Origin of the sequence: Paenibacillus sp. ClWae2A (genome assembly GCF_032452295.1) — a bacterium.
Taxonomy (GTDB): Bacteria; Bacillota; Bacilli; order Paenibacillales; family Paenibacillaceae; genus Paenibacillus.
Map to the genome: position 1 here is coordinate 35,229 of NZ_JAULSQ010000014.1, position 12,486 is coordinate 47,714.

At 48.8% G+C, this 12,486-nt stretch carries 13 protein-coding genes; 1 reads left to right on the plus strand and 12 read right to left on the minus strand.

The features are described 5' to 3' along the window. Positions 1-144: 144 nt before the first annotated feature. The 6 genes from QVE09_RS26865 to QVE09_RS26890 form a co-directional block, all read right to left on the minus strand. Positions 145-1,305, minus strand: a complete 1,161-nt coding sequence (locus tag QVE09_RS26865) for a YhgE/Pip domain-containing protein (RefSeq protein ID WP_315939290.1) — start codon at positions 1,303-1,305, stop codon at positions 145-147. A 352-nt stretch (positions 1,306-1,657) separates the two neighbouring features. After that, positions 1,658-4,144, minus strand: coding sequence for a heavy metal translocating P-type ATPase (locus QVE09_RS26870; RefSeq protein WP_315939371.1), 2,487 nt, complete (start codon positions 4,142-4,144; stop codon positions 1,658-1,660). Positions 4,145-4,360: 216 nt separating this feature from the next. Then, entirely contained in the window at positions 4,361-4,561 is a 201-nt protein-coding gene (locus QVE09_RS26875) for a copper ion binding protein (RefSeq protein WP_017691004.1), read from the minus strand. A gap of 60 nt (positions 4,562-4,621) precedes the next feature. Next, positions 4,622-5,020, minus strand: coding sequence for a metal-sensitive transcriptional regulator (locus QVE09_RS26880; protein WP_017691005.1), 399 nt, complete (start codon positions 5,018-5,020; stop codon positions 4,622-4,624). Between the two features lie 123 nt (positions 5,021-5,143). Further along, the gene (locus tag QVE09_RS26885; protein WP_315939291.1) at positions 5,144-5,632 is read right to left on the minus strand and encodes a GNAT family N-acetyltransferase; all 489 of its coding nucleotides are present in this window, start codon (positions 5,630-5,632) and stop codon (positions 5,144-5,146) included. Between the two features lie 123 nt (positions 5,633-5,755). Continuing rightward, complete coding sequence (locus QVE09_RS26890) at positions 5,756-5,941, minus strand: hypothetical protein (protein ID WP_017691007.1); 186 nt, start codon at positions 5,939-5,941, stop codon at positions 5,756-5,758. Positions 5,942-6,351: 410 nt separating this feature from the next. On the opposite strand from QVE09_RS26890, the gene QVE09_RS26895 reads away from it, so the two are divergent. Continuing rightward, positions 6,352-6,537, plus strand: a complete 186-nt coding sequence (locus QVE09_RS26895; RefSeq protein ID WP_101314872.1) for a hypothetical protein — start codon at positions 6,352-6,354, stop codon at positions 6,535-6,537. Positions 6,538-6,602: 65 nt separating this feature from the next. Here QVE09_RS26895 and QVE09_RS26900 read toward each other — a convergent pair whose 3' ends face one another. From QVE09_RS26900 to QVE09_RS26925, 6 genes are all read right to left on the minus strand, one after another. After that, entirely contained in the window at positions 6,603-7,214 is a 612-nt protein-coding gene (locus QVE09_RS26900) for a hypothetical protein (RefSeq protein WP_315939292.1), read from the minus strand. A 252-nt stretch (positions 7,215-7,466) separates the two neighbouring features. After that, positions 7,467-8,225, minus strand: a complete 759-nt coding sequence (locus QVE09_RS26905) for a nucleoside phosphorylase (protein ID WP_315939293.1) — start codon at positions 8,223-8,225, stop codon at positions 7,467-7,469. A gap of 1 nt (position 8,226) precedes the next feature. After that, positions 8,227-8,898, minus strand: coding sequence for a sulfite oxidase-like oxidoreductase (locus QVE09_RS26910; protein ID WP_017691010.1), 672 nt, complete (start codon positions 8,896-8,898; stop codon positions 8,227-8,229). A gap of 47 nt (positions 8,899-8,945) precedes the next feature. Then, positions 8,946-9,869 carry an ABC transporter permease gene (locus tag QVE09_RS26915; RefSeq protein WP_315939294.1) on the minus strand — a complete coding sequence of 308 codons (924 nt, stop codon included), beginning with the start codon at positions 9,867-9,869 and terminating at the stop codon, positions 8,946-8,948. Beyond that, the gene (locus QVE09_RS26920; RefSeq protein ID WP_017691012.1) at positions 9,853-10,920 is read right to left on the minus strand and encodes an ABC transporter permease; all 1,068 of its coding nucleotides are present in this window, start codon (positions 10,918-10,920) and stop codon (positions 9,853-9,855) included. Before QVE09_RS26920 ends, QVE09_RS26915 begins: the two co-directional genes overlap by 17 nt. Beyond that, a complete protein-coding gene (locus tag QVE09_RS26925; protein ID WP_315939295.1) occupies positions 10,917-12,416 on the minus strand; it encodes an ABC transporter ATP-binding protein in 1,500 nt (499 codons plus the stop codon). The genes QVE09_RS26920 and QVE09_RS26925 overlap by 4 nt, the downstream gene beginning before the upstream one ends. Positions 12,417-12,486 lie beyond the last annotated feature (70 nt).

Here is a 12,486-nt window from a genome sequence, read left to right on the forward strand (position 1 = left end):
CCCTCTTGTCCGTTCATCTCATTCGCTCCAGCTCAAGGACTGCAGCCAGCGATTCATCTGTCTATTATATTACACCAAGCACCCCGATGAAAATCATCGGGGTGCTTGTCCTATCCTATGATGCAATGGTATGCATCTGCTGTATTAGTTGTTTGCTTGAGCAGGGCTTGGAGCCATAGCTGGCATGCGTTGTTTTTTCAACAACGTCACGACCAGTGACAACGCAACGGCAACCAACAGTACAATCACGATAGAGCCCGCAGCAGACTGAACTCCCGGGCCTCCCAACTGCACGCTCAGAATACCCTGAACAGCGTATGTTGCAGGCAGGTACTGCCCAATGCCGCTATAGAAGCTGTTCAGCAATTCACGCGGTACCATTGCACCGGAAGATACCAGTTGCAAGGACAGTGAGATGATGTTGAACAGACTTCCTGCAGGTCCGAAGCAGATCAGGAAGAACTGGGAGAAGAACATGAACGTGCACAGGAAGAGCGCCTGGAACAACCAGAATGCAACGAATCCTTGTGCAATCTGTCCTCCCAGTGCCACAATCAGTGAAGATCCCAGCAAGGAAACGACCAATGCAGAACCCACGTTAATGACTACTCTCGCGCCAAACAAAGTCAATCGGGAATAGGTAGATGACAGCATACCCATGGCTGTCTGGAGGTTCATCCCCATGATCATGGCACCTACATAGGAAGCCAGTACCATCATCATCGGTACCATCTGATTATTCATCCCGTTAACCGGGTTGATGGACGTTGTCGTTCCTTCCACTCGGGTAGTCAGGTTTGTAGCGGCTTCAGCAGCCTGATCGGCAGGTGCGCCTGAAGCGGTTAACACCGTCTGTACCCCTTGTGCTGTTGCTTGTTTGTTAATTGTGTTTGTTACACTTTGTGATACACCTTGCATCATGCTTTTAATCGTAACCGGGTTCGCTTCATTAATGGTGTATTTAATCTCGGCGGTTGAGCCAGCCGTCTGAAGCAATTCGTTAAACCCAGCCGGGATATCCAGCACCATGTGTACTTTGTGATGATTCAGCTGATCCAACGCTTCAGCCGCACTCAGATTGGATACAGTATGGAAAGGCAGTGTTCCTGCGAGCGAATCTGCGATTCCTTTGGACATTTCGCCGTCCTCATTCACAATCGCAACCGTCAATTCTTTCGTACGGTCATTTACTCCAGAATATGCGGTCATCCAGATCACGCTAAAGATCACTTGGAACATAAGTGCTGTTACGATCCCTACAATCACTGGCGGTTTTTTAAACAATGTACGTAAAGCCTGTAACATAAAAGGTGTCCTCCATTACTCAAATAGTTCAAATTTGATTTAAACAGTTGTTTGAATCAAACGATCGTTTAAATTTTATGTGAATATGTCCGTATTGTCAACTCATTTTTGAAAAATTCAGAAAATGTAAGCTATATTCATGAATGCAATTGAACCATTTTCACAAAAGAGCATTATTCTATCTTTTCTCCGTAGAAAAGAACATCTACACCAACGATTCAGGCTTACTTTTTGGCGACTCAACTGTATTTTTTCTCAACAAAAAACACGGTCCGCCGCAGCGAACCGCGCATTTATTCATCCTCACTTCATTTACAATAAAGCGTTGAATATATCTCCAAACAAAGGTCGGTCAGTCATTTCTCTTCAGCTTCATGCGTTGCAGACGTAGGGAATTCAGGACAACCGATACGGAGCTGAACGCCATCGCCGCCCCTGCCAGCCATGGAGCCAGGAAGCCAACTGCCGCAATGGGAATACCAATAACGTTGTATCCGAGTGCCCAGAACAAGTTTTGTTTGATGTTCCCCATCGTGCGCCGGCTCATCTCAATCGCATCTGCAATGCTGTTCAGATCACCACGCATCAACGTAATATCCGCCGCTTCCATCGCTACATCCGTTCCTGTTCCGATCGCCATCCCAATATCCGCCGTAGCGAGTGCCGGAGCATCATTAATGCCATCACCTACCATCGCAACTTTCAGGCCACTCTCCTGAAGTTTCTTCACTTCCGCAGCTTTACCCTCCGGCAGAACCTCAGCCAGAACTTTACCGATGCCTGCCTGTTCTGCTACAGCGCGAGCTGTTCGCTCATTGTCTCCCGTGATCATGATGACATCAATCCCCATCGCTTGAAGACGACCGATGGCTTCACGAGAGGTATCCTTGATGGTATCAGCCACAGCCACAATCCCTGCCCACTGACCATCCACCGCAACCAGCATCGCTGTACGTCCCTGCTCCTCCAGAGAGTTCATCTGCTGAACGGTTCCCTCAGAGACATTCACCTGTGCATCCGCAAGCAACCGCCGTGTGCCAACCAGAATTTCCTGCCCTTTTACTGAAGCTCGCACACCGTATCCCGGTATGTTCTCGAACTTCTCTGTTGGGGTTAGTTCCAGACCCTTGGCACGGATACCAGCAACAATCGCTTCTGCCAGCGGATGCTCGGAACTCTGTTCAGCCGCTCCTACACGCTCAAGCAGATCGGATTCCGTCCAATTCGGAGCCGTGACAACATCCGTAAGGACGGGTTTACCTTGGGTTACTGTACCTGTTTTGTCGAGCACCACGGTCTGAATCTGTTGTGCGGACTCCAGATGTTCGCCGCCCTTGAACAGAATGCCATATTCAGCAGCACGTCCTGATCCAGCCATGACGGAGGTTGGCGTTGCCAGCCCCAGTGCACATGGACAGGCAATAACGAGCACGGCAATCGCTTTTTCAAGGGAACCAGCGAAGTCACCCGGACTTGCAAACAGATACCAGATCAAGAATGTCAGCGCGGCAATACCCACGACAATGGGAACAAATATGCCTGAAATGACATCTGCGATCCGCTGGATCGGTGCTTTGGAGCCCTGAGCTTGCTCGACTACTTTAATAATCTGGGACAAAGCCGTGTCCGATCCCACTCGGGTTGCGCGCAGTCGTAATACCCCGTTTTTGTTCAGCGTAGCACCTGTAACGGGATCTCCCGGCTTTTTATCCACGGGAAGGCTCTCTCCACTTAGCATGGATTCGTCCACAGAGGATTGCCCCTCTTCAACGATACCATCTACCGGGATACTGTCCCCCGGCTTCACCAGAATCAGATCACCCACCGCAACATATGCGGCAGGAACCATCACTTCCTGTCCGTCCCGGATGACACGGGCTTCACGTGGAGCCAGTTCAATCAAGCTTTTGATTGCCTGTGAAGAGCGACCTTTGGCCACAGCTTCGAACCATTTTCCCAGTAAAATTAACGTAATCAGAATTGCACTTGTCTCATAATAGAGTTCTACCGAAGGCATGGCGGCTGTGCTCGTTCCCATTGCGCCATGATTCATGGTTGCAGAAGGTAAGTACCCGCTGGATAACGTCAGATACAGACTGTAGAAAAACGCTGCGCTGGTACCCAGTGCGACGAGAACATCCATATTCGCGCTGCGGTTGCGTAGTGCTTTGTACGCTCCCACATAGAATTGCCATCCAATCACGAACTGTACTGGCGTTGCCAGAATCAGCTGGAACCAAGGGTTCATGAACAGATCTGGGACATAGATTCCGGATGTGAACGAGAAATGCCCCACCATTGCCCACAGCAAAGGAATCGATAACAACGCAGAGATCATCCATTTCCACTTTTTGCGTTGCAGTTCACGTTCACGAACCGATGTGGTCTCTTCTTGCGTCAATTGCAGTTCAGCACCGTAGCCCATCTGCTTGATCTTGGCGGTAATATCCGAAGGTTTCAATGTGCCTGCGGCATATTCGATATGCCCTGTCTCCAGCGCCAGATTCACGTTCGCCTGAGATACCCCCGGTAGTCGGGAAAGACCTTTTTCAATCCGGGCAGAACAAGCAGCACACGTCATACCGGTGATGTTCAGATCAACCGATTCGGACACCGTACCGTAGCCAAGCGCCTCTACTTTATCCCGCAACGCATTCACGTTGGTTGTCTTCGGATCATAAGATACGGTTGCCTGTTCGATGGCAAGATTCACATTGGCCTGATGCACCCCTTCCATACGGGACAAGCCCTTCTCCACTCGTGTCGAACATGCAGCACAAGTCATTCCCGTGATGTGCAGTGTTGCCTTCAGTCCTGGTGCTTCTGCCATAGGTGGCATTGGTGTGGGTTCGGATGATCTATCCATTGGTTTATTCGTTGAGTTATCCATCATGTCAGCTCCTTTCATGTCGATTCAATTTTTATATGTTGCACCCATCATACCCCCAAGGGGTATATATCAGACAGAAAATTAGGCTTAAACCTGACTCTTGGGAAAAGGTACTCTGACCTCTTTTTCGCCCATGAGCATGTTCGGTTTAAGCCTGTGATCCCGTTAGACTACATCGTATCCCTGATCTTCAATCGCAGCTTTGATCTGATCCACGTTCACCGTCTGCTCATCATATTCCACCGCTACTGTTCCCGCTGCCAGATCAACCTTACCACTCGCACCGGTATTCTTCACAGCCTCTTCAACCGACTTCACACAGTGATTGCAAGACATTCCCGTAACGTTCAACGTAACATTAGACATTGTAAATTCCTCCTTGGGGTATATTAAAATGATAAAATTAATTAGGTGAATTGATTCAGCTTACTTCATTAACTTCCGCATCGTAACCAGCAGTTCATCCACAACCTCATGTTCGCCAGCCTGAATACGCTCAACGATACAGCTCTTCATATGACCTTCAAGCAAAAGTTTGCCTACGGAATTCAGAGCAGACTGAGCCGCCGCAATCTGCGTCAGCACATCATCACAGTACGTATCCTTCTCAATCAATCCCTTGATCCCGCGAATCTGACCCTCCACACGGTTCAAACGAGAAACAAGATTACTCTTCATCTCCTGCGAATGGTGACTCTTGCGCACATGCTTCCCATCACTGCCCTCGGCATGACAGGATACTGCTTCTTGGACTGTAGCCAAAGCTTCCGTTGAATCGGACTTGGAGGATTGCAAAGGTTCCTCGGGATGGCTCTGATGATCCATCATGAACACCCCTTTTCTTTCGTTCTTTTCTAAGAGTAACATACCCCACGGGGGTATTCAAGGGTATTCTGATATTTTATTAAAAACGGATGAATCCTTCCTAATTAAATAGAGCGATGCATCTTACAAGGTATATTCCATCCTACTGCTGCGGACGACCAGACCCATCTGTTCATAGAAAGCCTGTGCCCCAGAGTTAAACGTCGACACGGACAATTCCACGCTATCTGCCTGAAGCTCTCTCCCCAACTCGATGAATGCTTGTAGTAACTGTTTGCCTGTTCCTTGGCCCCGATGCTTGGTATCCACTACAAGTTCATGGATGTACAGCATCTTGCGATCCAACATCAATGGGTTATCTTGAATGACACTTAACTGCGCACTCCCGTAACCCAGAATCAAACCCGTTTCCGAAGACTCGGCAACATACAGGTAACGCTTGTCCGTTTCCAGCAGTTCGGTGAACTCTTTTTCTTCCATTCTGGTCTCTAACACTCTGTATAGATCGGGCCGCCCCTCGACATGCATCTGGTGCAGCTCATCCATCAACAATGACACGCCCGAGTAGTCCCTCAGTTCTGCCTTTCTGATGTTAATCTTACCTGCACTCATCCCCATCACTCTTTCGTCTACTGAATTTTACATTATTATACAACCAAAAAGCAGATACCATAAGGGTACCTGCTTCGCTAAATTCATTTTCATTCCACAAAGCGAATGAGATGCTCATGTTGTTTATTTTTTCGAAGAAGCATTTCCTTCATTAAAAGCAACAGGTGATGGCTTCGCGGCCCATTCATCCGCCTGCGGCTCAATGTCCACTCCGCTTAGAATCTTCTTTTTCTCCATCAAGGAATCCCCGTCTTCATCCAGCTTGTTGCGAATTTCCGCCTCATCCTGAGGTTGATTGTTCTGTGTCATCGTAGAGTCCTCCCTTTTTTCGTATTCATGTTCATGTTCCTTTATATAACGTGCCCATTTTCTGCATTATCATTCTTCGCGAAGGATAGACCGTCCCCAAGTTATGTGTTATTTGACGTAAATATTAACTTTATTAAGCTAAAGCCATCTCTAAACCCTTGCTCATACATTACTGACTCTGCTGTACCCTGAAGAAGGGTTATTACATTACAATAGTCCAAAAATAAAGCCATCCCTTCTGGCTTAACATAATCACACAGCTCCATAAATAAACGATCACTTTCTTGACTCAATCTTTTATACTCTTTTGAATTATAAATCACAAGATTTCCGATACTCTCCATACGAAGAGCTTTGAACTGGTTTTAATGATACAATATGAACATTACTTTTTGAGGAGATTTTATTTCATGGCTACAGATAAAAGAGTCTTTACACTTAGGCTGCGAGAAAAGAATTTTGAGAAAATTAAAGTGATTGCAGACAAAAACAAACGATCTATTGCAATGCAAATTGAGTATCTTATTGAACAACATATTGAAGAATTTGAGAAAGAACAAGGTGTTATTACCCCTGATACACATAATGACGTATAGATTTTGCGCCCTTAGTACATGCGCATTATCCATACGTCATTTTTCATGATATATCCTGTTCCCCGTTAATCGAAATCAACCTGTTTATCCAAAATGATTTCCTCTACTTTGTATTCCATCTCTGGTATTGAGGGAATCAAGGAGAATCGAACGTTTTCCAGAGAAGAAGGAAGGGCAGGGACCACTCTGAAACAAATTTGCGTCTCCCCGCCTCCTCCACGACTACCATGTCTCATGGTTATATGTCCCTGTTCGCTGAATATTTCCAGAGCCAAATGTGGAACCATTTGTATACGATCAGCTTCATTCCCCTTATATCGAATTTCCACGTAAACGAGGCTTTCGCCTTCATATTGCATTGAATGCGCAATCATATATTCACACGAATCTTTGATCATTTTCTTCATAATCGGCACCACACTTGTCAATTGGAGAGGTTCACTTGGATAGTAGTGCCTTTGCGGCATCGGCTGCACGCTACGGAGAACATATCGGATATCTTCCTCCTTCATATCCAGTAAGCTCACCCATTCATCGATGGTACTTTGAGGAGGCTGGTATTGGACAGCTCCGGTTATGTCCTTTCTGGCTGCAACCAGTTTCAAAAGTTGCTCATCAATCCGTTGTACCTCATCGCTGTATTCATTAGGAATTTCACGTAATTCACTCCAACCCATATTTAATCACTCTCCTAATTTAATGACATGCCCTGCAAATACAATTCGCTACTGTACCTGCATCCCCTCTTCTTTTTCAGTTTATTTAAAAGGCTACACTTTACCAAAAACGGAGAAATTAAAAAGGAAAGGACGCCCCTAGGTCATATTCGGACCTTGCGGGACGCCCTTTTATATTATCCAAATCCAATGGACAACTTCTACTATTTTGCTTTGTAACAATGAACACCAATCATCCTTGCCTTAACCAGCCTAAGCCTGATCCTGACGAGCAAGAGCGACTAGCGCATGTAGCGCTGCATTAATCTCGCGCTCCACCGCTTGTCCAACCGCATCCGTATGCGGATCATACTCGGCTGCCAGGTCGCTGTCCGCGAATCCATCGATCGCGACAATCGCTCCGGCGCGAGCGCCACGTAAGGTGCTGACGATGTAGAGCGCCGCAATTTCCATCTCGGCTGCAAGTGCTCCAGCCTGCTTGTACTTGCGGTGTGGAATCTCTTCCACGCCTGCAAAGAACGCATCCAGCGTTACGGTGATACCAACGCCAACTTTGCCTGCAAACGCTGCAGCATCAGCGCTTTCTTGCTCACGCGCAGCTTCGATCAACGCTTGTGTCACCCCAATGTCTGCTACCGCTGGGAAACCATCCGGCACCAGTTGGCGAGTCAACCCATCCGTACGAACGGCCGCCGTACTCACAATCACACTGCCTGCTGGATAATCGGCTGTATACGATCCCGCCGTACCTACACGAATCAGAGTTGTTACACCCGCGCGAATCAATTCCTCGAAGCAGACAGCTGCTCCAGGTGAACCTACACCATGGCTGACCACAGCAATCTGTACCCCTTCGTACAAACCAACAAACGTGCGATACTCCCGACTGAACGCCAGTTCTCTCGCCTGCTCCAGCTTGCGGGAAATCTTCTCCGCACGTGCCGGATCACCACAGACGATGGCATATGCCGGCATGTCTTCCGAATGAATCTGCAAAATAGGCATCAACATGTCAATCAAACTCCTTCTTCGTCCACTCGTCTTCCGGAATCGGCAGATCTTCACCCGAGAAGCGTTGTTCCTTGAACGGATCGGCAAAATGGTGGAAACCATTCACTTCCCAGAATCCGTTACGGTCTTCTGTCATAAACTCCAGACCTCGTATCCACTTCGCACTCTTCCAGAAGTACAGTTGTGGCACAACCATACGCAGCGGAAAACCATGCTTGGGCGTTAGTGGCTCACCGTTATATTTGAATGCAAGCAGTACATCATCATGCATCAATTCTTCAAGCGGTACATTTGTCTCATAATCATGATCTGCATGGATCATAACGTATTTTGCTTCCGGTTTAACCCCCAGAAGTTTCACAAAATCGGAGAAGCGAATACCTTCCCACGGCGTATCGAATTTCGACCAGCGTGTGACACAGTGAATATCACTCACCGTGTTCACCTGAGGCATCGCCTGTAACTCAGCCAGGGAGAACACCTTCTCCTCTTCCACTTCGCCGAATACCTTCAGGTCCCATGTGGACAGGTCATATTCCGGCACTTCCCCTTCATGCAGAATCGGGAATTTCTCCGTCAGCATCTGCCCTGGCGGCAGACGATCTCCGTGATCGTTACCTGTTTTGGGTGCCGGGGTTTTACTTTTTTTCAAACGTTCAGCCTTGTTATGCAAGTGGAATTCCTCCTTCTTTTACTGTCTCTAACGTAGACATTCAGGAATTAACGCGAGCTTCCGCCCGCTTTCAGTGCATCCTGTGCATAGGTACGGTCTTTGAAAAAGAACATCGCGACCAGCGTCACAATATACGGCAGCATCAATGTGAAATGGGTTGGCAAGGAGAATCCTTGCAGACGAATACTCAATGCTTCCATGAAGCCAAACAGCACACTGGAGCCCATGACGCCAAGCGGATTCGCTTGTCCTAACATCGTTGCCACCAGCGCGATAAAGCCACGACCAGCGGTCATGCCTTCGGTAAACATCGTTACCTGACCGAGCGATAACTGTGCTCCAGCCAGAGCACACAATACACCGCACATCAGAACGGCACCATACTGGATGCCGCGTACCTTGATCCCAATGCTCTGTGCTGCAATCGGGTTCTCACCGACGGAGCGCAGACGGAAGCCGGATACACTTTTGAACAGATAAAATTGCAGTGCAATCACGAGCACAATGCCGAGGTAAACCAGAGGACTATGTCCCGATAATACATCGCCCAACCACGGAATGTCCTTGATCAGCGGAATATCCCACTTGGGAAGTCCCACCATGTCTTTGTCGTAGTATGCACCCTTTACATCAAAAATCGCACGCAATGCAAAGGTCGTCACCCCCGCAGCCAGGAAGTTGAGCGAGATCCCGACCACGATGGCGTTGGCCTTGAGATTAATGCTTATAAAGGCAAAGAGCGCCGAGAATAACATCACTATAATAATGGAAAAAAGTACAGCAAGCAGCACATTGCCAAACAGATAATTGCCGACAATGGCGGAGAATGCACCGATCAAAACCAGTCCTTCAAGACCCACGTTAAACAGACCGACACGAGAACATAAAGCCCCACCGAGCGCTGCAAGCAGGATTGGAGTCATAATCCGCAAGGTTGAGCCAAACATGGCTGCATCAAACAGTTGTTGCATTGGACTTTTTCTCCTTTCTCCGCTTCAGGAATGAATAACCGATCTGAGCTGATACAAATAACGTCAATACAGCCTGGATGACACTGCCAACTTCCAACGGAACATCCGTGTTCCGTTCCATCCCCATGGCACCCGTCTGTAACGCAGCTAGCAAAATAGCTGCCACAGCTGTACCAAGTGGATGCGATCGGGCAAGCAACGTTGCCATAATGCCGCTCCATGCGTAACTTGCCGAAGACAATGAGCCATCAAGGAAACGGTACTGTGTACCGAGTACTTCCCCCGCACCCGCGAGTCCAGCAAGTCCGCCACTGATGACCATGGACAGCATCATCATGCGAATGCGACGAACACCGCCGTAGGTTGCAAAGGACGGGTTGCTGCCGAGCATGCGGATTTCGTAACCGGTCACCGTTTTATGTGTAAACCAGTAGATCAGAATGGCCGCTACAATGGCAATAATGAAGCCTGCATGCAGCCCCATGCCCTGGAACAACTTCGGCAACCAGATACTCTGATCAATCATGGGTGTCTGAGCCATCGCTGCAGATCCAGTCCGATCCTTGAATGGATAGGAGACCATGTAGCCGCCAAAATAAATAGCGATATAGTTAAGTAGTAAGGTTGTGATCAATAGATTCATGCCGAAACGAGCATCCAGCCAACCTGCAAACAGGGACCAGATTCCCCCGGCAACAATACCTGCGACAATCGCAGCAATACACACGAACCAGCCCGGGCCTGGCAGATAGAGCGCCGTGAGCGCGGCACTAAGCCCGCCAAGAATCATTTGGCCTTCGGCTCCCATATTGAAGAATCCGGCACGGAATGCCAATGCTACGCCAAGCCCCGCCAAGATGATTGGTGTGGAACGAGCCAACGTATTCGTGAAGAAGTAGAAGTTGCCGAAGGCCCCTTTCCACATCTCCGCATACGTATCCACCACATTACCGCCAACGATCAGAATCGCCACAGCCCCTGCAATCAGACCGATGAATACGGCAAGCAGCGGCTGTACGAGTCCGCGAAGTGTTTCTTTTACCCGATTCATATCCGCTCTTTCCCTCCTGCCATTAACAAGCTGATCTGTTCCTCAGTCGCTTCTTCTGCTCTCAATTCTCCGGCAATCTCACCTTCATACATAACAATAATCCGATCAGATAATTGCAAAATCTCCGACAACTCGGATGAAATGAGCAGAATGCCCGCGCCCTCACTGCGTTTACGCAGCAATTCGGCATGAATGGTCTCCATCGCTCCGATATCTACACCACGTGTTGGTTCGGCTGCAATTAGAAACGGTGTATCCTGTGCAAATTCACGAGCGGCAATCAGCTTCTGCAAGTTTCCTCCCGACAGAAACTGTGCCTTGGTTTCCGCAGAACCCGTCTTGATGCTGAACTGTTTGATCCAGCTCTCTACCATCGTTCTTGCTGCTTTGGCTTTGATAATACCTCGTGACTGCAAACGATGATGGTGTCCCATTAGCCCGTTCTCGCGAACACTCGCATCCTTGGCCGCTCCCCACATGTAACGATCTTCCGGGATATGTGCAAGTCCATGCTCCCGGATGCGCCGTACCGGCCAGTTCGTTGTATCCTGCCCGGAGAGCAAGACACGACCACTGTCAGCCTTACGAAGTCCCGCAATCACTTGAATCAATTCAGACTGGCCGTTACCTGAGATGCCTGCTATACCAACAACCTCACCTTTTCGAACCTCCATATGAATCTCCTTGAGCGCCGAACGATCCTTCGCTCCGGACAGATTAACCCCTTCCACCTGAAGCACGGCTTCCGCTGGAACCGATGGCTGCTTGTCCATACGCACAAGTTCACGACCAACCATCAGACGGGACAATTCCTCCACATGTGTATCCTTCGCTTCCAACGTACCTGTCACCTGACCATCCCGAAGCACCGTGATCCGGTCGGCTACATCCATGACTTCTTGCAGCTTGTGCGTGATCAGTACAAAGGTTTTGCCCAGCTTGGCGAGTGATTTCATGTTCGCCAGCAGTTCCTTTACTTCCAGCGGTGTCAGTACCGCCGAAGGTTCGTCCAATATAATGATGTCTGCGCCCTGATGCAGCACCTTGAGAATTTCAACACGCTGCTGCATGCCAAGCGGGCACTCGGACACTTTTTTCCACGGGTCAACCGGCATACCATATTGTCTGCCAAGCTCGTTCACCTGGGCTGCTGCCTTTTTACGGTCAAATACACCTGCCGCTGCCGGTTCGCGTCCGATCACGATGTTCTCCGCCACCGTAAAGGAAGGGAACAGCATGAAATGCTGGTGCACCATACCGATGCCACTTGCCATCGCCTGGGACGGCGTGGCAAAGCTCACCTCACGTCCACGGACTTTGATTGTGCCCGACGTAGGCTGTTCCATACCGTACAACATACGCATCAAGGTTGTTTTACCGGCCCCGTTCTCACCTACAAGGGCATGAATTTCTCCCTCACGCAAATTAAAACGGATGTCACGGTTAGCGGTGAAGCCGCCGTATTTCTTCGTAATGTGCTCCATCTCCAACAGCATATCTTGCGTTCGCTCCTCTCGGTCTCGGTCATTTAATAGCAGCAAAACCGGCTGCCTGATCGGGCAGCCG

Excerpts from the sequence above, each read along its gene's own strand:
- QVE09_RS26870 (WP_315939371.1), bottom strand. The coding sequence starts at position 4,144 with ATGCCACCTATGGCAGAAGCACCAGGACTGAAGGCAACACTGCACATC.
- QVE09_RS26925 (WP_315939295.1), bottom strand. The coding sequence starts at position 12,416 with ATGCTGTTGGAGATGGAGCACATTACGAAGAAATACGGCGGCTTCACC.
- QVE09_RS26915 (WP_315939294.1), bottom strand. The coding sequence starts at position 9,869 with ATGCAACAACTGTTTGATGCAGCCATGTTTGGCTCAACCTTGCGGATT.
- QVE09_RS26890 (WP_017691007.1), bottom strand. The coding sequence starts at position 5,941 with ATGACACAGAACAATCAACCTCAGGATGAGGCGGAAATTCGCAACAAG.
- QVE09_RS26885 (WP_315939291.1), bottom strand. The coding sequence starts at position 5,632 with ATGAGTGCAGGTAAGATTAACATCAGAAAGGCAGAACTGAGGGACTAC.
- QVE09_RS26875 (WP_017691004.1), bottom strand. The coding sequence starts at position 4,561 with ATGTCTAATGTTACGTTGAACGTTACGGGAATGTCTTGCAATCACTGT.
- QVE09_RS26895 (WP_101314872.1), top strand. The coding sequence starts at position 6,352 with ATGGCTACAGATAAAAGAGTCTTTACACTTAGGCTGCGAGAAAAGAAT.
- QVE09_RS26900 (WP_315939292.1), bottom strand. The coding sequence starts at position 7,214 with ATGGGTTGGAGTGAATTACGTGAAATTCCTAATGAATACAGCGATGAG.
- QVE09_RS26865 (WP_315939290.1), bottom strand. The coding sequence starts at position 1,305 with ATGTTACAGGCTTTACGTACATTGTTTAAAAAACCGCCAGTGATTGTA.
- QVE09_RS26905 (WP_315939293.1), bottom strand. The coding sequence starts at position 8,225 with ATGTTGATGCCTATTTTGCAGATTCATTCGGAAGACATGCCGGCATAT.
- QVE09_RS26920 (WP_017691012.1), bottom strand. The coding sequence starts at position 10,920 with ATGAATCGGGTAAAAGAAACACTTCGCGGACTCGTACAGCCGCTGCTT.
- QVE09_RS26880 (WP_017691005.1), bottom strand. The coding sequence starts at position 5,020 with ATGGATCATCAGAGCCATCCCGAGGAACCTTTGCAATCCTCCAAGTCC.